We start from the raw sequence: 18,887 nt of genomic DNA, 5'->3' as shown, positions 1-18,887 counted from the left end.
TCAGTCTGTGCCATTGCTGCACCGTAATGCGCCGATAAACTCCGTCATTCTGACCGCATGGGTCTTGCAGCCAACCGTCTATTCCTCTATCCGCAGCGGCGCCGTGTCCCCCTCATCCGCTTCCCGGAGGGGTCGTCCGGCCAGACAGGAGAAGCATTATGAAATTGCATGAACTGCGCGATAACGAAGGCGCGACGAAAAAAGCAAAGCGTGTTGGCCGTGGTCCCGGCTCCGGTAAGGGTAAAACCGCCGGCCGTGGTATCAAGGGTCAGAAATCCCGCTCGGGTGTGGCTCTGAATGGCTACGAAGGCGGCCAGATGCCGCTCTACCAGCGTCTGCCCAAGCGTGGCTTCAACAAGCCGAACCGCAAAGCTTACGCTGTTGTGAACCTCGGCCTGATCCAGAAGTTCATCGACGCGGGCAAGCTCGGTGCCGAGATCACCGAGGAATCGCTGGTCGAATCGGGCCTGATCCGTCGCGTGCGTGACGGTGTGCGCGTGCTGGCGAAGGGTGAGCTGACCTCGAAGGTCTCCATCACCGTGACCGGTGCGTCCAAAGGCGCCGTTGAGGCGGTCGAGAAGGCCGGTGGTTCGCTGACCGTGACTGGCGCGACCAAAGAAGCCGCCGCCGACGCGTAATCCTCGGGTTGTTCCGGGCGCCTCGCGCCTTTACATGACCTGACAGGTATTCCAGAAATGCGCCGCGTGGCCGGGGAACCGGACGCGCGGCGTTTCTACTCTCAAAGGGGCCCCCATGGCATCAGCAGCCGAACAAATGGCCGCAAACCTCTCCTGGTCCGCCTTCGGCAAGGCGACTGAACTCAGGGCGCGGATCCTTTTCACGCTTGGCCTTCTCTGCGTCTACCGGCTGGGAACCTATATCCCTGTGCCCGGTATCGATGGCGGTGCTTTGCGCGACTTTATCGAGCAGGCCAGCGCGGGCCTCGGCGGCATCTTGAACATGTTCACCGGCGGCGCGATTGGCCGCATGGGCATCTTTGCCCTCGGGATCATGCCCTATATCTCGGCCTCGATCATCGTGCAGCTGATGACCGCGATGGTCCCACAGTTGGAACAGCTGAAGAAAGAGGGTGAGCAGGGCCGTAAGAAGATCAACCAGTACACCCGCTACGGCACGGTGTTTCTGGCGACGTTTCAGGCCTATGGTCTCGCGGTGAGCCTTGAGGCCGGTGGCCTTGTCAGCGATCCGGGCTGGTTCTTCCGCATCGCCTGCGTGATTACGCTTGTCGGCGGCACGATGTTCCTGATGTGGCTCGGCGAGCAAATCACCCAGCGCGGCATCGGCAATGGCATCTCGCTGATCATTTTCGTGGGCATTATTGCTGAAATTCCCGCCGCTCTGGCGCAGTTCTTTGCGTCTGGTCGGTCTGGCGCCGTCAGCCCCGCTGTGATCGTCGGCGTGCTGCTGATGGTGGTCGCTGTGATCGCCTTCGTCGTGTTTATGGAACGCGCACTGCGCAAGATCCACATCCAGTATCCGCGTCGCCAGGTGGGGATGAAGATGTATGATGGCGGCTCGTCGCACCTGCCGATCAAGGTCAACCCTGCGGGCGTGATCCCGGCGATCTTCGCCTCTTCGCTGCTGCTGCTGCCAACCACGCTTGCGACCTTCTCCGGCGGACAGACGGGTCCGGTGATGTCGACGCTGCTGGCCTATTTCGGCCCGGGCCAACCGCTCTACTTCCTGTTCTTCGGCGGGATGATCGTGTTCTTCACCTATTTCTACACGCTCAACGTGTCCTTCAAATCCGAAGATGTGGCGGACAATCTGAAGAACCAGAACGGCTTTATCCCCGGCATTCGTCCGGGTAAGCGGACTGAGGAATATCTGGATTACGTGGTGTATCGGGTGCTTGTGCTGGGTTCGGCGTATCTGGCCGCGGTTTGCCTCTTGCCCGAGATCGTCCGCTCTCAGGCCGCTATTCCGTTTTATTTCGGTGGCACTTCGGTCTTGATCGTCGTGTCGGTTACGATGGATACCATTCAGCAGGTGCAAAGCCATCTTCTGGCCCATCAATATGAGGGCCTGATCGAAAAATCGCAGCTGCGCGGCAAGAAGCGTGGCCGCAAGGGACAAGCCCGCGGAGGATCGCGTCGATGACCGTGAACATCATTCTTCTTGGACCGCCGGGTGCCGGCAAAGGCACGCAGGCCGCGCGGCTTGTGGAGGAGCGGAACATGGTTCAGCTCTCCACCGGCGACATGTTGCGCGCCGCACGGACCTCGGGGACCGAGATGGGCCAGCGCGTGGCTGAGGTGATGGATCGGGGTGAGCTTGTCACCGACGAGATCGTGATCGGCCTGATCCGCGAGAAGCTGGAAGAAGGGTCCGAAGGCGGGTTCATCTTCGACGGCTTCCCGCGCACGCTGGCACAGGCGGACGCGCTGGGGGATTTGCTCAAAGAGACCGGGCAGAAGCTCGACGTGGTGATCGAGATGCGGGTCAATGACGACGTTCTGGTGGAGCGTATCGTCGGCCGGGCCCGAGACGCCGTCGCTGCGGGGGGCACAGCCCGTGCGGACGACAATGAGGAAAGCCTCAAGATCCGTCTGATGGAATACTATAAGAAGACCTCGCCTCTCATTGGCTACTACCATGCCAAGGGGAACCTGCGTCCGGTCAACGGTCTCGGCGAGATTGACGAGGTTGCAGCGGAAATCGGCGTGGTTCTTGACGCCTGACGTTGCGTTCCCGTGGCAGCCTTTGGCGCAGCGCTCAAAGGTGCCCTTTCGATCTTGACCTCCGGCATCGGAGGACATAACCACCGGCATCCCGCCCGGGAATCGGGCTTGGCTGCTTTTGCAGGGGATGCCATTTCATTTTGCCCGGCAGTGCCGCACTTCCGGGCTGATGTTGTGAAAAAAGGGCCTGGGACTACGGGCTCGCAACCAAAGGAAGTAAACACTTGGCACGTATCGCCGGGGTGAACATCCCCACCGCCAAACGAGTGCCCATCGCGCTCACCTATGTCACGGGCATCGGCCACAGCTCCGCCCGCCAGATCTGCGAGGCCGTTGGCATCGAACCCAGCCGTCGAGTCAATGAACTGAGCGATGACGAAGTTCTGAAGCTGCGCGAGCACATCGACGAGAACTACACCGTCGAGGGCGACCTGCGCCGTGAAACGCAGATGAACATCAAGCGTCTGATGGATCTGGGCTGCTACCGTGGCCTGCGCCATCGTCGTAACCTCCCGGTGCGGGGTCAGCGGACCCACACCAACGCCCGCACCCGCAAGGGTCCGGCGAAGGCCATTGCTGGCAAGAAGAAATAAGGGGAGGATTGAGACATGGCTCGCGATCGTCGCGCATCCGGTAAGAAGAAGGTCTCGAAGAACATCGCCACCGGCGTTGCTCACGTGAACTCCTCTTTCAACAACACCAAGATCCTGATCTCTGACGTGCAGGGCAACGCCATTTCGTGGTCGTCCGCCGGTACGATGGGCTTCAAAGGCTCGCGGAAATCCACCCCCTACGCCGCCCAGATGGCCGCCGAAGATGCCGGCCGCAAGGCGCAGGAACATGGCGTCCGCACTCTCGAGGTCGAGGTGCAGGGTCCGGGTTCCGGCCGTGAAAGCGCCCTGCGCGCTCTGGCCGCTGTTGGCTTCAACATCACGTCGATCCGCGACGTGACGCCGATGGCCCATAACGGTTGCCGTCCGCCCAAGCGCCGTCGGGTCTGATCCCGCTCTGAAGATTGGCAGACCGCTCGGTTCTCGGGCGGTCTGCTTCTGTCGTTTTCACCCTCGGGGTGTCGGTGGCGACGCATGGGCCGCTGACCGGAATTGAGGAGACATACATGCTTCAAAAGAACTGGCAGGAGCTGATCAAGCCGCAGCAGCTCGAAATCAAGCCCGGCAACGACCCCCATCGTCAGGCCACCGTGATCGCCGAGCCGCTTGAGCGTGGCTTCGGTCTGACCCTCGGCAACGCGCTCCGTCGCGTGCTGATGTCCTCTCTGCAGGGTGCCGCGATCACCACCGTGCATATCGACAACGTTCTGCACGAGTTCAGCTCCATCGCTGGCGTCCGCGAAGACGTGACCGACGTGATCCTGAACCTCAAGGGTGTCGCCTTGAAGATGGAAGTCGAAGGCCCCAAGCGCGTCTCCATTCAGGCCAAAGGCCCGATGGTCGTCACCGCTGGTGATATTTCCGTCAGCCAGGGTATCGAGGTCCTGAACAAGGATCATGTGCTGTGCCACCTGGACGATGGCGCCGACCTGTTCATCGAGATGACGGTGAACACCGGCAAAGGCTACGTCGCCTCCGACAAGAACCGCCCCGAGGATGCGCCCATCGGCCTGATGCCGATCGACGCGATCTATTCTCCGGTGCGCAAGGTCAGCTATGACGTGCAGCCGACCCGTGAAGGTCAGGTGCTCGACTATGACAAACTGACCCTGAAGTTGGAGACGGATGGATCCGTGACCCCCGAGGATGCCGTGGCCTATGCCGCGCGGATCCTTCAGGATCAGCTCGGAATCTTCGTCAACTTCGACGAGCCCGATCAGGGTGGCTCTGCCGCCGATGATGACGGCCTCGAGTTCAACCCGCTTCTGCTGAAGAAAGTGGACGAGCTGGAGCTGTCGGTGCGTTCCGCCAACTGCCTGAAGAACGACAACATCGTTTATATCGGCGACCTGATTCAGAAGACCGAAGCCGAGATGCTCCGTACCCCGAACTTCGGTCGCAAGTCCCTGAACGAGATCAAGGAAGTGCTCTCGGGCATGGGTCTGCATCTGGGCATGGATGTCGAAGAGTGGCCGCCGGAGAACATCGAAGATCTGGCGAAGAAGTTCGAGGACAACTTCTGATCCACGCGTCTAGGTACGTAATTGGAAAGGGGTGGACTCGCGTCCGCCCCTTTTCTTTTGTCCGACACAGAAGGGCTTGCCGTTGCCCGCGCCGGGGGCGATGGTTGGAATATGATACTTCGTTCTCTTGCTTCACTCGCCCTGACCCTGTTGCCGACCGGTCTCTTTGCCGATCCCGTGCGCATTGCCGCTCCGGTCAGTCTGAAAGGTGCATTCGACGCCGTGGTGGCGAAAATCGTTAAGGATCTGGGCGTCGAAATTGTGCCTGTCTATGGCGGTACGTCCCTCCTCGCGCGACAGATCCTGACCGGCGCGCCGTATGATATTTTCATCTCGGCCAACGCCGCATGGATGGATGAAGTGGCCGATTCGGGCCGTCTGGTGCCGGGGACCCGACACGATTTGCTGACCAATCGTCTGGTGGTGGCTGGCAATGCTCCGTCTCCGGAACGCCCCCTCGACGACGCGCTGACTGAAGGCCAGATTGCCATGGCGCTGACCGATGCGATCCCCGCCGGGATCTACGGCAAACAAGCTCTGCTGAGCATCGGAATGTGGGACGACGTGGAGCCACGGGTGATTGAGACCGCCGATGTCCGTGCGGCTCTTGCGCTGGTAGCCCGTGGCGAGGTGCCCTTGGGCATCGTCTATGCCACAGATGTGTTCGCGGAGGAGCGGGTGGACATTGTTGCGCGGTTCGACGTCATGTCCCACGATCCGATCGTCTATCCTTTGGCGATGCTGACCAGCGCGGGCACCGATGCTCTGAGGGTGATGGCTGCTCTGTCGAGCGACGAGGTGGGCGAACTCTTTGCGGCCCACGGCTTTCAACGGGCCGACTGAGATGACCGGGATCAGCGGCTGGCTTGGGGCGGAGGCCTCTGCCGCGCTTGCGCTGTCGCTGAAAGTCTCGGTGGTGGCCACGCTGGTCAGTCTGCCGTTCGGCGTGCTGACAGCCTTTGCGCTGGCCCGCTGGCGCTTTCCGGGGCGTCAGATCCTCAACGGGCTCGTGCACTTGCCGCTGGTCCTGCCCCCGGTGGTGACGGGCTACATCCTGCTGCTGACTTTCGGGCGTAGCGGGGTTTTCGGAGGCGCGTTGGCGGAGCTCGGCATTGTATTCGCTTTCCGCTGGACCGGCGCGGCGTTGGCCGCTGCGATCATGGCGTTTCCGCTGATGGTCCGCGCGGTTCGGCTCTCGATCGACGCTGTGGACCCGGCGCTGGAAGCAGCAGCCTCGACATTGGGCGCGAACCGCCTTTGGGTCTTTCTAACCGTAACTCTGCCTCTGATCTTACCCGGCATCCTCACCGGCGCGGTTCTGGCCTTTGCCAAGGCCATGGGAGAGTTTGGCGCGACGATCACCTTCGTGGCGAATATCCCGGGGGAGACACAGACTCTGCCCACGGCAATCTACAGCTTTCTGCAAGTCCCGGGGGCAGAGCCTGAGGTCGTGCGGCTGGTTCTGATCTCTGTCGCCGTGGCTCTGGGCGCTCTGGCTCTGTCCGAGTGGCTCTCGGTTCGCGTGGCGCGCTGGGTGGCTGGACGATGACGTTGGCCGTTCAGATCCAGCAGAAGTGGCCCAGTTTCGCCCTCGACGTCGAGTTTGATGCACCACCGGGGATCACGGTGCTGTTCGGGCGGTCCGGCTCTGGCAAGACCAGCGCGGCCAATGCGGTGGCGGGACTGATGCGGCCCGACACGGGTCGGCTCGTCCTAGGCGGGCGGATTTTGTTCGACACGGCGGCCGGCATAAGCTTGCCACCACATCGACGGCGGATCGGCTACGTGTTTCAGGACGCGCGGTTGTTTCCGCATTTGACGGTTCGCCAGAACCTGACCTACGGGCGGTGGTTCGCGGGTCGGGACGACGATATCGAGATGGACCGTGTAGTGGAGATGCTGGGCCTTGCTGCGCTGCTGACCCGTCGCCCGAGCGCGCTGTCCGGGGGCGAAAAGTCCCGCGTGGCCATCGGGCGTGCGCTTTTGTCCGGTCCTGATCTGCTGATCGCGGACGAGCCACTGGCCGCGCTGGATGAGCCGCGGAAGGCCGAGATTCTGCCCTATTTCGAATGGCTCCGGGATGAGACCGGGCTGCCTATCCTGTATGTGAGCCATTCCGTCACTGAGGTGGCGCGTCTGGCGACGACGGTTGTGGTGCTGGAGGCTGGGAGGGTGATCCGGCAGGGGGACGCCGCGGAGGTGCTGGGGGATCCGACCGTCACTCCAACCGGGATCCGCGACGTGGGCGCTCTGATCACCGCAAGGCTGGTCGCGCATCATTCCGATGGGCTCTCCGAGCTGGATGCGGGTGGTATTCCGCTGATCCTCCCGCAGATCAGCGGTAGTCTTGGGCGCGAGGTGCGGCTGCGCCTGCCCGCGCAGGATATGATACTGTCCCGCGCTCGCCCCGAGGGCCTGTCGGCGTTGAACGTCATCCCGGGTACGATAATTTCGATCCGCGACGGCGAAGGGCCGGGTGCGCTGGTGGTGCTCGAAACTGCTGCGGGACGGGTCTTGTCCCGTATCACCCGCCGCTCTGTCGCCGCCATGGGCCTCGCATCCGGCATGACCTGCTATGCGATCGTGAAAACGGTCGCCATCGCCGCGCCCGATGCTGGTGGTTGAGACTGGTCAAGCCCGGATCAGGGCGGCATTCTCTGGCGCAACGACAGTCTCAGGAGATCGCCTATGACCCCTACAGAACCCATTGGCCCGCTGGCCGGTGTCACGGTGCTCGACCTGACCCGCATCCTCGCCGGGCCGACCTGCACCCAACTCCTGGGCGATCTGGGGGCAAAGGTGATCAAAGTCGAGAACCCCGCTACAGGTGGCGACGACACGCGCAAATGGGGTCCGCCGTTCGTCATGGATGCCGACGGTGTGCCTACGGATCTGTCGGCTTATTTCGTCTGCGTGAACCGTAACAAGCTGTCGGTCGCCATCGATATCGCCAGCGAAGAGGGGGCCGCGCAGATCCGGCGGCTGGCGGCGCAGGCGGATATCCTCGTGGAGAATTTCAAACCCGGCGGACTGGCGAAATACGGGCTCGATGCGGAGACCCTCTGCGCGGCCTATCCGGGACTGGTCTACTGCTCGATCTCAGGGTTCGGCCAGACGGGCCCGAACCGCGACAAGCCGGGCTATGACCTGATGGCGCAGGGCTATGGCGGGATCATGTCGCTCACCGGTGACGCAGACGGTCCTCCGGCCAAGGTTGGCGTGGCCGTGGCGGACGTGGTCTGCGGGCTCTATGCCTCCACCGGTATCCTTGCCGCCCTGCGCCATCGGGACCGGACCGGGCAGGGCCAGCATGTTGAGCTGGCGCTGGTGGATAGCCAGATCGCGTGGATGATCAATCAGGCGAGCAACTACCTGATCGGCGGCGAGGTCCCCCGGCGCAAGGGCAACGCCCATCCGAATATCGTGCCCTATAACGTCTATGCCTGCTCCGATGGGTACGCGATTATCGCCGTGGGGAACGATCGGCAGTTCCTGCGCTTTGCGGACTGGCTGGGGCAACCGGGCTGGGCCGATGATCCGCGCTTTGCCACCAATCCGGCGCGGGTCGAGAACCGTGCGATGCTGGAGGCAGAAATCGAACCGAGGCTAAAGTGCCTGACGGTCGCTGAGGTGATCGAGGCGCTGGAGGTGCGTGGGATCACGGTCGGACCGGTGAACGATATGGCGGAGGTTTTCGCCACCGATCAGGTGGCTGCGAGGGGTATGAGGGTCGAAATGGAGTCGCAGACCGGGCCGGTCCCGGTGGTGGGCAATCCGCTGAAGTTCTCTGCGACGCCTGTCAGCTATCGCAATGCGCCACCACGCTTTGGGCAGGACACTGACGCGGTGCTGCGGGACTTGCCCGAGGGGGAGTAGGTGGACCCGGGACGCGCGGCCCGGGTCCGCCGGCGCGTTATTGCAGCGCGTCGATCAGCAGTTCCGCGACCTTAACCGAGGATTGCGGGTTCTGGCCGGTTATGAGACGGCCATCCCGCACCGCGTGGGGCTTGAAATCGGGACCCTTGCGCAAATCCGCGCCAAGTTCGCGCAGGCGAGTTTCCAAAAGGAACGGTACCACGCCGGTCAGGCCCGTGGTCTCTTCTTCGCTGTTGGTAAATGCGGAAACGGCCTTGCCGCGGACAAGCGGCGCGCCATCGACTTCGACGCCCACCAGCGCGCCGGGGCCGTGGCAAACCGACGCGATGATCTTGTCGGCTTTCCAGGCGCGGGAGAGCAGATCAGCTACCTCGTCGCTGTCCGCCAGATCCCAGACGACGCCGTGGCCGCCGGGGACGAACACGGCGTCATAGGTCGCCAAATCCTGCTCCGCGAGCACTGCGGGGGCGTTCAGGATCGCCATGGCATCTGCGTCCTTGGCGAAGCGCTCGGCAGCCTCGCCCGCATCGTTCTGCTCGGGGTCCGAGTTGGGGTCGATCGGGATCGTTTTGCCACCCAGCGTCGCAACGGTCACATCGTGCCCGCCGTCCTTAAGGGCGTAATAGGGAGCGGCGAGCTCTTCGAGCCACAGGCCGGTTTTCTCGCCGGTGTCACCCATTTCAGAATGTGCGGTAGAGATGATCAGAATCTTCGACATGGAATTTCTCCGGTAAGTCTGCCGGGCAAAGCGCCCCGCCTTTCCCAGAGTGATCTAGGGAGGGTTTGCCCCGCGTCCAGAACCTGACGCTGCGTCGCTTAGCTTTCCGGGAAAAAACACGCCGCCGGTTGCGCCTCGCCTGTCATCTGAGGCCGCTCGGCGCGGCATTTGTCCTGCGCCTTCCAACAGCGCGGCGCGAAGGCACAGCCGGGAGGGACGGCAAGAGGCGAGGGCAGCTCGCCCTGCAATTTGATCCGCTGGCGGCGCTTCGTCGGGTCGGCGGTGGGCGTCGCGGAGATTAGCGCCTTCGTATAGGGATGGCGCGGGCTGTTGAACACCGCATCGCGGCTGCCATATTCGACCGGCCGCCCCAGATACATCACCAGAATGTCGTCGGCCACGTGATGAACCACCGACAGGTCGTGGCTGATGAACAGGTAGGCGAGGTTCAGGCGTTCCTGCAAGTCATTGAGCAGGTTCAGGATCTGACTCTGAATCGACAGGTCGAGGGCGGAGACGGGCTCGTCGAGCACCAGCAGCTTCGGCTCCAGCATCAGGGCGCGGGCCACCGCGATCCGCTGGCGCTGACCGCCCGAGAACATGTGCGGGTAGCGGTCGTAATGCTCTTCGCGCAGGCCCACCAGCCGCATCATCTCGCGCGCCTTTGCCTGCCGGTCGGCGGGGGAGAGCTCCTTGCGGTTGATCTTCAGAGGTTCTTCGAGGATCTGGCCGACCTTCTGACGCAGGTTCAGCGAGCCATAGGGATCCTGAAACACGATCTGCACATCGGTGCGCAGCTCGGGCCAGCGTTCGGGCGTGACCTCGGTGCCGTCGATGCGCAAGCTTCCGGCGCTGGGTGCCTCGATCATGGTGATCATCCGCGCCAGCGTGGATTTGCCGCAACCGGATTCACCCACGACGGCCAGTGTCTTACCCGCCTCGACGGTAAAGGATGTCCCCGCGACGGCGCGCACGACCCCGGGTTTCGAAAACAGGCCGCCGCCGACCTCATAGTCGCGGCCGAGCTCGTTGGCTTCGAGAACGGGGCTCATGCGGAGACCTCCTCAGGTGTGGTGAGCGGGTAGTGACAGCGCGCGTGGCCGAGGGCGGCGGATTGCACCGGAGGCGGGGTCTGGCGGCAGGTGTCATCGGCGAATTTGCAGCGCGGCGAGAACAAACAGCCCGCCGGGCGGTCATGCTGACCCGGAACGACACCGGGAATCGTGGGCAGGTGTTTCTCCGTCGCGCGCTCGGGCAGGGCGGAGAGCAGCGCCGAGGTATAGGGGTGATGCGGCGTCTCAAAGAGCCCCTGCACCGTCTGGTCCTCGACTTTCTGGCCTGCATATTGCACCGAAACGCGCTCGGCGGTTTCGGCAACCACCCCCATATCGTGGGTGATCAGGATCAGCCCCATACCAGTCTCGCGCTGGAGCCCGGTGAGCAGGTCGAGGATCTGCGCCTGAATGGTTACGTCAAGCGCCGTGGTGGGCTCGTCGGCGATCAGCAGGCGTGGTTTGCATGCGATGGCCATGGCGATCATCACCCGCTGATTCATGCCGCCCGACATCTGGTGCGGGAAGGTTTTCAGCCGCTTTTCCGGGTCGGGGATGCCCACCATCTCGAACAGCTCCACGCAGCGGGCGTGCCGCTCGCGGGCGCTGAGGCTGGTATGCTTGCGCAGCGCCTCCCGGATCTGGAAGCCCACGGTGAAACACGGGTTCAGCGAGGACATGGGCTCCTGAAAGATCATCGCCAGTTCATTGCCGACGATCTTGCGGCGCTCCTTGGCGCTGATGGTGCGCAGGTCACGCCCGTCAAAGCTCATCTGGTCGGCAGTGATGGTGGCGGTCCACGGAAGCAGGCCCATCGTGGCCAGCATTGAGACGGATTTGCCGGAGCCGGATTCGCCGACGATGGCAAGGATCTCGCCCGGATTCACGTCCACATCGACCCCGTCCACGGCGCGGAACTGGCCCGAGGACGTGGCGAAGGAGACCGAGAGATTGCGGATGGTCAAAAGGCTCATGGTCTCAGCTCCGCTTCAGTTTCGGATCGAGCGCATCGCGCAGGCCGTCGCCCATCAGATTGATCGCCAGCACGGTGATCAGGATGGCGATGCCGGGAAGGGTGACCACCCACCACGCGCGCAGCACGAACTCCCGCGCATCGGCCAGCATGGTGCCCCATTCCGGCGTCGGCGGCTGGGCACCCATCCCGAGAAAGCCGAGCGCGGCGGCGTCGAGGATCGCGGAGGAAAAGGAGAGCGCCGCCTGAACGATGATCGGCGCCAGGCAATTGGGCAGTACGGTGATGAACATCTGCCGCAGCCGGCCCGCCCCGGCCACGCGACTGGCGATCACGTAGTCCTTCGACCTCTCCGACATCACGCTGGCGCGGGTCAGGCGCACATAATGGGGCTGGAGCACGATGGCGATGGCAATCATCGCATTCAGCAGCGACGGCCCGAGGATGGCCACCAATACGAGGGCCAGCAGCAGCGAGGGAAAGGCCAGCACGATGTCCATCAGGCGCATGATCAGCGTATCAAGCCATTTCGGCGCAAACCCCGCGACGAGGCCGAGGATGATGCCACCGGTTGCGGCCAGCACCACGACGACGATGCCGACAAAAAAGGAATAGCGCGCGCCATGGATCAGGCGCGAGAGCATGTCGCGGCCCACTGCGTCGGTGCCGAGGATGAATTGCCATGTGCCGCCGTCTTGCCAGACGGGCGGTTGCAGTGTGGCTTCGCGGAACTGCTGGGTCGGGTCATAGGGCGCCAGCAGGGGGGCGAAGATCGCGACCAGAAGAAACGCGATGAAGACGTAGAAGCCGATCACGGCGCCCCGGTTTTCCGAAAAGGAGGACCAGAATTCGCGGAACCGGCCCGGGCGGGCGGTCGTGGTGCTGGCGAGCTCGGAGGTTGTGTCGGTCATCTCAGCGCTTCCGGATCTTGGGATTGATGAGGCCGTAGAGAATATCCACGATCAGGTTCACGATCATCACGATCACGGCGATGAGCAGGAGGCCGCCCTGCACAACAGGGTAGTCACGGCGGGAGATCGAATCGACCATCCACTTGCCAATGCCGGGCCAGGAGAAAATCGTCTCGGTCAGGATCGCGCCCGCCAGCAGGGTGCCGACCGACAGGCCAATCACCGTGATCACCGGGATCAGCGCGTTGCGGAGTGCGTGGACGCCGTTGACGCGGGCGGTGGAGAGGCCCTTGGCCTTGGCGGTGCGGATGTAATCCTCGCTGAGGACTTCGAGCATGGCCGAGCGGGTCTGGCGCGCGATCACCGCCAGCGGCACCGTGGCCAGCACGATGGAGGGTAGGATCAAGTGCCGGACTGCGCTGCCAAAAGCGCCGTCCTGACCGGACATGGCGCTATCGATCAGCATGAAGCCGGTGGGTGTGTCGAAGAAGTAGAGCAATCCGATGCGTCCCGAGACCGGAGTCCATCCGAGGTTGCCGGAGAAGACGATGATCAGCAGCAGCGCCCACCAGAAGATCGGCATCGAATAGCCGATCAGCGCGGTGGACATGAGCGCGCGGTCAAAGAATTTGCCCCGGTTCACCGCCGCGATGACGCCTGCGGGGATGCCGATGGCGGTGGCGATGATGATGGCGCAGAGCGAAAGTTCGAGCGTCGCCGGGAACAGAGTGAAAAACTCGTCCCATACCGGGCGGTTGGTGACGAAGCTCTGCCCGAGGTCGCCTTGCAGGATGCCGGTCATATAGTCCCAGAACTGCACCCAGATCGGCTGGTCAAAACCGTACTGCTGGCGCAATTCCTCGTAACGCTCGGGGCTGACCCCCCGTTCGCCTGCCATGACGATGATCGGATCGCCGGGCAGAACGCGGATGAAGGCGAAGGAAATGAGCGCAACGCCGATGAAGGTGGGAATAAACGTGCCCAGACGGGAGAGGGCGAATTTCAGCATGGGCGGGGGACCTTATCGGGTTCAGGCGCCGCAGTCCGGTTCCTGCCGATGGGCGGTCCGGTTGCGGCAGCAGGGGGAGATGCCCGGGTCAGGCCCGGGCATCCCATGGTCGCGGATTACTGGGCGAGGGACACGTCCCAGAACCAGTGGCCGCCAAGCGGGTCGATCTTGTAGCCTTCGACCTCGGCGCGGACCGGCATGAAGACGATCGAGTGCGCGATGGTCGCCCACGGGGCCTGATCCTTGAAGATCGCCTGAGCCTCTTTGTAGAGGGCGGCGCGCTCGTCCTGGCTTGACTTGGTCTTGGCTTCCTGCACGACCTTGTCGAAGTCCTCGTTGCACCACTGGGCGCGGTTCGAGCCGCCGACGCCGTCACAGCCCAGCAGAACCGCGAGGAAGTTGTCCGGATCGCCATTGTCACCGGTCCAGCCCAGCAGAACGGCGCCGTCACGATCCATCTCCTTGGAGCGCTCCAGATACTCGCCCCACTCGTAGGACACGATTTCCACGTTCACGCCAATCTCGGAGAAGTCCTCCTGCATCAGCTCGGCCATGCGGCGGGCGTTGGGGTTGTAGGGACGCTGCACTGGCATCGCCCAGATCTTCAGCGTCAGATCCTCGACACCTTCCTCGGCCAGCATCGCCTTGGCGGCCTCGGGATCATGCGCGTCATCCACCGTGTCTTCGTCGTAGGACCAAATCGTCGGTGGGATCGGGTTCTTGGCGATTTTCGCCGCACCCTGGAATACCACGTCGATGATGGCTTGCTTATCAATGGCCATGTTCAGGGCCTTGCGAACCTTCGGATTGTCGAAGGGCGCGACCTGAGTGTTATAGGCCAGATAGCCCACGTTCAGGCCTTCCTGTTCCAGCATCTTCAGGTCGTCATTCGACTTGATGGAGTCCACGTCGGCGGGATTCGGGTAGGGCATCACGTGACACTCACCGGCCTGCAGACGCTGCAGACGGACGGAGGCGTCGGGCGTGATGGCAAAGACCAGATTGTCGACCTTGGGCAGGCCCTCATCCCAGTACTCGGCGTTCTTGGTATACCGGATCACGGCGTCGGTCTGGTAATCCTGGAAGACAAACGGACCGGTGCCGACGGGCTTCTGGTTCAACATTTCGGGGGTGCCAGCCGCTTCCATGGCGTCGGCATATTCCTTCGACACGATGGACGCGAAATCCATCGCCATATTGGCGATGATCGGCGCTTCGGCGCGGGTCAGATTGAACTGTACGGTCAGGTCGTCAACCTTTTCGATGGAGCCGATCAGCTCATGCATCGACATGCCGTTGAAATATTCCCAGGAGCCTTCGCCGCGCTGGCGCTCGAAGGTGTAGATCACGTCATCGGCGTTAAAATCGCGGCTGGGCGTGAACATGTCGTTCGAGTGGAACTTGACGCCTTCGCGCAGTTTGAAGGTCACGGTCAGGCCGTCTTCGGAGACGTCCCAGCTCTCGGCGAGGCCGGGAACCACGTTGGTGGTGCCGGTGTCGAACTCGACGAGGCGGTTATAGACGGTCTTCGATGAGGCGTCGAAGGTCGTGCCGGAGGTATAAAGCGCGGCGTCAAAACCTTCGGGGCTGCCCTCGGAGCAATAGACAAGCGTCTGCGCCGAGGCGCCACCCGCAAGGCCCAGCGCAAGGGCCGAAGCCGCAAGTGTGGTACGAAATTTCATTCTTCTCTCCCTGTTATGGTCCGGATCGTCTGTCCGGATATCTGCATGAAAAGATGCAGGTTCAGAGCATGTCACCCGACCGGGACAGTGGCAAGTCCTCAGATTACGGCCATCCGTGGCGTCATTTACCTGTCCTGAGCTTCGGTTGTGATTGCGGAGATTTGGGGGATGGCGTCACCTTCGTGGTGGCCTCGGATCTCCAAATCCGCCGCGTCTGGCAGCTCATGCGCCCCAATAACGGCAGTTCCGCGCGATCTGTGACTGGGCAAAGCCAGATGGCGGGCTAGCTTGCGTACCGTTCGGATCTGACACAGTGTCGCAGGTCCGGTGCGAGGCGTAATCTGTTGGGATCGCGCCGATCGAAGGGAATATACTGGTGAAGGTCCGAAGATGTCATCGTTTCTAAAGGCGGTCTTACTCATCATCATCGTTGCGGCGGTTGCCGTCGGCCTGTGGTGGATCACACGTCCGCCCCCGCTGATCATTCAGGGTGAGGTTTCCGCGGATCGCTACGACATCTCGGCGCGGGCGTCTGGCCGCGTGGAGACTATTGCCGTGGAGTTGGGTGACAGCGTTGCCACGGGCGATCTGGTGGTCCGGTTGGCCTCGCCGGAGCTTCAGGCCCGGGAAGAAACGGATCAGGCGGCCGTCGAGGTGGCCAAGGCCGATTACCAGAGGGTGATCGAAGTGCGTGAGGAAGATATCGCCATCGCCGAGGCCGATGTCTTCGCCGCTCAGGCCGATCTGGACCTGAAGGAACGCGAGCTTCAGCGTGCACAGGAACTGCGGAAAACCAATGTGACCTCGCAGGAAACGCTGGATATCGCGATCCGGGATCGGGATGCCTCGGTCCGGGGCGTCGCCGCGACCAAGGCACGGCTGGTGCGCACCACGACCGGCGCCACGCAGGCCGAGCGCGATCTGGCACAGCAGCGCATTGATCAGGCTCAGGCCGCACTTGAGGCGACCCGGACCATGATTGAAGAACTGACGGTGGTGTCCCCGGTGGATGGGCTGGTCACGGCGAAAATTGCCGAGGTAGGCGAGAACTTTTCGGCCGGAGCGCCGCTGATATCGCTGATCGACATGGAAAATCTGTGGTTCACCTTCAACATCCGGGAGGACTTTCTGAACGGAGTGGAGATCGGCCAGAGTTATCAGGTGCAGGTGCCTGCGCTGAATAACCTCATGGTGGATGTCGAGGTGACGGTCATCAACGTTCTGGGCCAGTTCGCCACCTGGCGGGCTACGCGTGCGACCGGGGACTTCGACCTGCGGACCTTCGAGGTCCGGGCCGAGCCGACCGGCAAGGTCGATGGCTTGCGTCCCGGGATGAGTGCCATCGTCCAGCTCCCGTCGACGGAATAAGCCATGAAGACGACGCAGCGGACAGGCTTCGGGCTGATCCTGCGCCGGGAGTGGCGCTGGTTCTGGCGCCGTAAGGTGCTGTGGGCCCTGGCGACCTACATTCCGCTGGGCATGTTCGCGTTTCTCGCCGTATCTTTCTGGCACGGCGTTGCGACCTCACTGCCGATTGCGGTGCTGGACAACGACAACACGCAACTTTCGCGCACCATTTCCACGCGGATCGATGCCTCGCCCACAGTCGAAATCGTCACGAAAGTCTATGACCTGAACGAAGCCAAGCGAAACATCCGCGGCGGTACGGTCTACGGTGTCATTGTCATCCCCGAACATTTCAGTCGCGACATCATGATGGGCCGCCAGCCCGAGATGACCTTGTTCTACAACACCCAGATGCTGTCGGCGGGCAATCAGGTGGCCAAGGCGTTTCAGGAAGTCCTGCCTGCGCTCGCACTGGAGGCGCAGGGGCTGGCCCGCCTGTCCAAGGGCATGACCACGAAACAGGCCGCAGCGGCGGTCAATCCCATCCCGATCCAGTCGCACGCTCTGTTCAACCCGGCCTTCGACTATAGTCACTTTATCCTGGCCGGGATCATCGTCGCGGTGCTGGAACTGACCATCGCACTGGCAGCGGCGCTGACCATCATCCTCGACATGGCGATTGACCCGAAACTCCGTGTCGTCCGCCGTATGGGCAATGGCGTGTTCCAGGTGATCCTCGCCAAACAGCTCATCATCTTTGTGTTCAGTTGCTTGGTCTACGGAATCTGCGACGCGATTATGTTCAGCGTCTACGACCTGCCCCTCGAAGGCTCCGGCGGCCTCCTTCTGGCCTCGACGCTGCTGTTCATTATCGCAGCGCAGCTCTTCGGCGTCTTCTGGGCAGTGCTCCTGAAAAGCGACTCTGCCCTCGCGCCCACGGGCATGATCCTCGCCCCGGCCTTTGGCTATCTGGGAGTCTCGTTCCCCCGTGAGGCCATGAGCGGGTTTTCCCTCGGCTTTAGCTATGTCATCCCGGGTAAAGCCCATATTCCCGTGCGTTTCGACCAGACCCTGCGGGGCGCGCCGGTCGAATTCTCGATGCCCGCCTTCCGCGAGCAACTGATCTATATCGCGATCATCACCCTGATCATTGCCATCCTCCTCGCCCTCCACCTGCGCCGGTCAAAGGACAGTGAGGAGGAGGCTGAGACGACAGCGCCCGCCGGGCAGCCGGGGGAGGCGTAGATGTTTTCCGCTATGTTCCGGATCATGAAGGATGAGTGGCGCAAGATCGTCGAGGAAAAGCTCATCCTCGCCGTCTTTGTCGGCACGATCATCCTCTACGGCGCCTATTACCCGCAGCCCTACACCACGCAGGTTCTGCGTGACGCGCCCATCGGTGTGGTGGATCTGGACGACACCTCGGTGACGCGACAGATCACACGCGACATCGACGCGTCTGCCGATGCCGAGGTCGTGATGAAACTGCCTGACGTGACAGCCGCCAAGCGCGCCCTGTTCGAGCGGAAAATCACCGGCTACGTCTACTTTCCCGAGAAATTCGAGGAGCGTCTGCTCGGCGGCCAGCAATCGCCGCTGGCCTTTTACGGAGATGCGGCGTTCTTCCTCGTCTACAGTCAGGCCTTCGCCGCCGTGTCATCCGCCGCGCAGAAGACAGGAGTTGAGACCTCGGTGGTGAGGCTAGCGGAAATGGGCTTTGGCAGCAGCGCCACAGCCGTCGCGGCTCCGATCACCGCGAATTTCGTCAGCGTCTACAACCCGGCCAAGGGCTACAACACCTATGTCGTCCCGGCGGCGTTTTTGCTGATCCTGCAACAGATCCTGCTCATGGGGGTCGGCTTTCTGAACACCTTCCCGCGGCAGAATGAGAGCGTCAGCGAGATCAACGCTTTCGCCAAGACCACGGCCAAGCTCATGTCCTACTCCGTCCCGGCGGTGTTCCTGTACTTCATGGCGACGACAGTGGTTCCGGCGGTCTACGGCGTTCCCCGGATCGGCGGGTTCTGGGCGGGAATGCTCATCGCGGTGCCCTATGCCCTGTCCATCGCCGCGCTCGGCCTGATCTTTGCCGCCATCTTCAAGAAGCCCCTCGCGGTGCAGATGGCCTGCAACTGCCTCGGGATGCCGTTCTTTTTCATTGCGGGCATCCCCTATCCTGCCGAGGTGATGCCCGATGCGTTCCGGTTGTTGATCAAGGCCGTCCCCTCTTCGACCGGCATCGACGCTACTGTGCGGGTCAACCAGATGGGCGCCGAGTTGAAGGATGTGAGCCAGCAGATCATGATTCTCGTCGCGCTGAGTGCGGTGTATTATCTGCTCGCCGTCATCGCCATCGACCGCCGGGACAAAAGAAGGGCGGCGGACGCAAGCTCAGGCTGAGTGGATCTGACGTTTCTGATCACAGCGGCGAAGACGCGCGGGACACCATATTCCGACAGGCTGGCGCCGCGCCGCCACCACGC

General features: G+C 62.6%; 20 protein-coding genes. 14 read left to right on the top strand and 6 right to left on the bottom strand.

Features of this window, described 5'->3' with window-relative positions; all coding sequences use genetic code 11:
- Positions 1-158: 158 nt before the first annotated feature.
- From rplO to FEV53_RS01730, 10 genes are all read left to right on the top strand, one after another.
- Complete coding sequence (gene rplO, locus FEV53_RS01775; protein WP_142833104.1) at positions 159-638, top strand: 50S ribosomal protein L15; 480 nt, start codon at positions 159-161, stop codon at positions 636-638.
- A gap of 115 nt (positions 639-753) precedes the next feature.
- On the top strand, positions 754-2,121 hold the full coding sequence (gene secY, locus FEV53_RS01770) for a preprotein translocase subunit SecY (protein ID WP_142833103.1): 1,368 nt from the start codon (positions 754-756) through the stop codon (positions 2,119-2,121).
- A 2-nt stretch (positions 2,122-2,123) separates the two neighbouring features.
- Positions 2,124-2,702, top strand: a complete 579-nt coding sequence (locus FEV53_RS01765) for an adenylate kinase (protein ID WP_185962060.1) — start codon at positions 2,124-2,126, stop codon at positions 2,700-2,702.
- Between the two features lie 224 nt (positions 2,703-2,926).
- Positions 2,927-3,295, top strand: coding sequence for a 30S ribosomal protein S13 (gene rpsM / locus FEV53_RS01760; RefSeq protein WP_142833101.1), 369 nt, complete (start codon positions 2,927-2,929; stop codon positions 3,293-3,295).
- 15 nt (positions 3,296-3,310) lie between these two features.
- Entirely contained in the window at positions 3,311-3,703 is a 393-nt protein-coding gene (gene rpsK / locus FEV53_RS01755) for a 30S ribosomal protein S11 (RefSeq protein WP_142833100.1), read from the top strand.
- A 116-nt stretch (positions 3,704-3,819) separates the two neighbouring features.
- Positions 3,820-4,836, top strand: coding sequence for a DNA-directed RNA polymerase subunit alpha (locus FEV53_RS01750; RefSeq protein WP_142833099.1), 1,017 nt, complete (start codon positions 3,820-3,822; stop codon positions 4,834-4,836).
- Between the two features lie 111 nt (positions 4,837-4,947).
- Positions 4,948-5,679, top strand: coding sequence for a molybdate ABC transporter substrate-binding protein (modA, locus tag FEV53_RS01745; protein WP_142833098.1), 732 nt, complete (start codon positions 4,948-4,950; stop codon positions 5,677-5,679).
- A gap of 1 nt (position 5,680) precedes the next feature.
- Positions 5,681-6,385 carry a molybdate ABC transporter permease subunit gene (gene modB / locus FEV53_RS01740; RefSeq protein ID WP_142833097.1) on the top strand — a complete coding sequence of 235 codons (705 nt, stop codon included), beginning with the start codon at positions 5,681-5,683 and terminating at the stop codon, positions 6,383-6,385.
- Positions 6,382-7,461, top strand: a complete 1,080-nt coding sequence (gene modC / locus FEV53_RS01735) for a molybdenum ABC transporter ATP-binding protein (protein WP_142833096.1) — start codon at positions 6,382-6,384, stop codon at positions 7,459-7,461. Before modB ends, modC begins: the two co-directional genes overlap by 4 nt.
- Before the next feature lie 63 nt (positions 7,462-7,524).
- Positions 7,525-8,712: a CaiB/BaiF CoA transferase family protein gene (locus FEV53_RS01730; RefSeq protein WP_142833095.1), complete on the top strand. Its 1,188-nt coding sequence runs from the start codon at positions 7,525-7,527 to the stop codon at positions 8,710-8,712.
- Between the two features lie 37 nt (positions 8,713-8,749).
- Here FEV53_RS01730 and FEV53_RS01725 read toward each other — a convergent pair whose 3' ends face one another.
- The 6 genes from FEV53_RS01725 to FEV53_RS01700 form a co-directional block, all read right to left on the bottom strand.
- A complete protein-coding gene (locus FEV53_RS01725) occupies positions 8,750-9,430 on the bottom strand; it encodes a type 1 glutamine amidotransferase domain-containing protein (protein ID WP_142833094.1) in 681 nt (226 codons plus the stop codon).
- 98 nt (positions 9,431-9,528) lie between these two features.
- Entirely contained in the window at positions 9,529-10,482 is a 954-nt protein-coding gene (locus FEV53_RS01720; RefSeq protein ID WP_142833093.1) for an ABC transporter ATP-binding protein, read from the bottom strand.
- A complete protein-coding gene (locus FEV53_RS01715) occupies positions 10,479-11,456 on the bottom strand; it encodes an ABC transporter ATP-binding protein (RefSeq protein WP_142833092.1) in 978 nt (325 codons plus the stop codon). The genes FEV53_RS01720 and FEV53_RS01715 overlap by 4 nt, the downstream gene beginning before the upstream one ends.
- A 4-nt stretch (positions 11,457-11,460) precedes the next feature.
- Positions 11,461-12,366 carry an ABC transporter permease subunit gene (locus FEV53_RS01710; protein ID WP_142833091.1) on the bottom strand — a complete coding sequence of 302 codons (906 nt, stop codon included), beginning with the start codon at positions 12,364-12,366 and terminating at the stop codon, positions 11,461-11,463.
- Position 12,367: 1 nt separating this feature from the next.
- Positions 12,368-13,375 carry an ABC transporter permease subunit gene (locus tag FEV53_RS01705; RefSeq protein ID WP_142833090.1) on the bottom strand — a complete coding sequence of 336 codons (1,008 nt, stop codon included), beginning with the start codon at positions 13,373-13,375 and terminating at the stop codon, positions 12,368-12,370.
- 116 nt (positions 13,376-13,491) lie between these two features.
- Entirely contained in the window at positions 13,492-15,057 is a 1,566-nt protein-coding gene (locus tag FEV53_RS01700; protein ID WP_142833089.1) for an ABC transporter substrate-binding protein, read from the bottom strand.
- Positions 15,058-15,125: 68 nt separating this feature from the next.
- Between FEV53_RS01700 and FEV53_RS01695 the strand changes: the two genes are divergently transcribed.
- The 4 genes from FEV53_RS01695 to FEV53_RS01680 all read left to right on the top strand — a co-directional run bounded on the left by FEV53_RS01695 (position 15,126) and on the right by FEV53_RS01680 (position 18,804).
- Positions 15,126-15,344, top strand: a complete 219-nt coding sequence (locus tag FEV53_RS01695; RefSeq protein ID WP_142833088.1) for a hypothetical protein — start codon at positions 15,126-15,128, stop codon at positions 15,342-15,344.
- A 103-nt stretch (positions 15,345-15,447) separates the two neighbouring features.
- A complete protein-coding gene (locus FEV53_RS01690) occupies positions 15,448-16,425 on the top strand; it encodes an HlyD family secretion protein (protein WP_142833087.1) in 978 nt (325 codons plus the stop codon).
- Positions 16,426-16,428: 3 nt separating this feature from the next.
- Positions 16,429-17,649: an ABC transporter permease gene (locus tag FEV53_RS01685; RefSeq protein ID WP_142833086.1), complete on the top strand. Its 1,221-nt coding sequence runs from the start codon at positions 16,429-16,431 to the stop codon at positions 17,647-17,649.
- Positions 17,650-18,804: an ABC transporter permease gene (locus FEV53_RS01680; protein WP_142833085.1), complete on the top strand. Its 1,155-nt coding sequence runs from the start codon at positions 17,650-17,652 to the stop codon at positions 18,802-18,804.
- Positions 18,805-18,887: the final 83 nt, after the last annotated feature.

Origin of the sequence: Palleronia caenipelagi (assembly GCF_007004065.1) — a bacterium.
Taxonomy (GTDB): Bacteria; Pseudomonadota; Alphaproteobacteria; order Rhodobacterales; family Rhodobacteraceae; genus Palleronia; species Palleronia caenipelagi.
This window is presented reverse-complemented; position numbering and strand designations above follow the sequence as displayed.

Coding starts and splice junctions, on each gene's coding strand:
- rplO (WP_142833104.1), top strand. CDS start 159: ATGAAATTGCATGAACTGCGCGATAACGAAGGCGCGACGAAAAAAGCA.
- secY (WP_142833103.1), top strand. CDS start 754: ATGGCATCAGCAGCCGAACAAATGGCCGCAAACCTCTCCTGGTCCGCC.
- rpsK (WP_142833100.1), top strand. CDS start 3,311: ATGGCTCGCGATCGTCGCGCATCCGGTAAGAAGAAGGTCTCGAAGAAC.
- FEV53_RS01750 (WP_142833099.1), top strand. CDS start 3,820: ATGCTTCAAAAGAACTGGCAGGAGCTGATCAAGCCGCAGCAGCTCGAA.
- modA (WP_142833098.1), top strand. CDS start 4,948: ATGATACTTCGTTCTCTTGCTTCACTCGCCCTGACCCTGTTGCCGACC.
- modB (WP_142833097.1), top strand. CDS start 5,681: ATGACCGGGATCAGCGGCTGGCTTGGGGCGGAGGCCTCTGCCGCGCTT.
- modC (WP_142833096.1), top strand. CDS start 6,382: ATGACGTTGGCCGTTCAGATCCAGCAGAAGTGGCCCAGTTTCGCCCTC.
- FEV53_RS01730 (WP_142833095.1), top strand. CDS start 7,525: ATGACCCCTACAGAACCCATTGGCCCGCTGGCCGGTGTCACGGTGCTC.
- FEV53_RS01725 (WP_142833094.1), bottom strand. CDS start 9,430: ATGTCGAAGATTCTGATCATCTCTACCGCACATTCTGAAATGGGTGAC.
- FEV53_RS01720 (WP_142833093.1), bottom strand. CDS start 10,482: ATGAGCCCCGTTCTCGAAGCCAACGAGCTCGGCCGCGACTATGAGGTC.
- FEV53_RS01715 (WP_142833092.1), bottom strand. CDS start 11,456: ATGAGCCTTTTGACCATCCGCAATCTCTCGGTCTCCTTCGCCACGTCC.
- FEV53_RS01710 (WP_142833091.1), bottom strand. CDS start 12,366: ATGACCGACACAACCTCCGAGCTCGCCAGCACCACGACCGCCCGCCCG.
- FEV53_RS01705 (WP_142833090.1), bottom strand. CDS start 13,375: ATGCTGAAATTCGCCCTCTCCCGTCTGGGCACGTTTATTCCCACCTTC.
- FEV53_RS01700 (WP_142833089.1), bottom strand. CDS start 15,057: ATGAAATTTCGTACCACACTTGCGGCTTCGGCCCTTGCGCTGGGCCTT.
- FEV53_RS01695 (WP_142833088.1), top strand. CDS start 15,126: ATGTCACCCGACCGGGACAGTGGCAAGTCCTCAGATTACGGCCATCCG.
- FEV53_RS01690 (WP_142833087.1), top strand. CDS start 15,448: ATGTCATCGTTTCTAAAGGCGGTCTTACTCATCATCATCGTTGCGGCG.
- FEV53_RS01685 (WP_142833086.1), top strand. CDS start 16,429: ATGAAGACGACGCAGCGGACAGGCTTCGGGCTGATCCTGCGCCGGGAG.
- FEV53_RS01680 (WP_142833085.1), top strand. CDS start 17,650: ATGTTTTCCGCTATGTTCCGGATCATGAAGGATGAGTGGCGCAAGATC.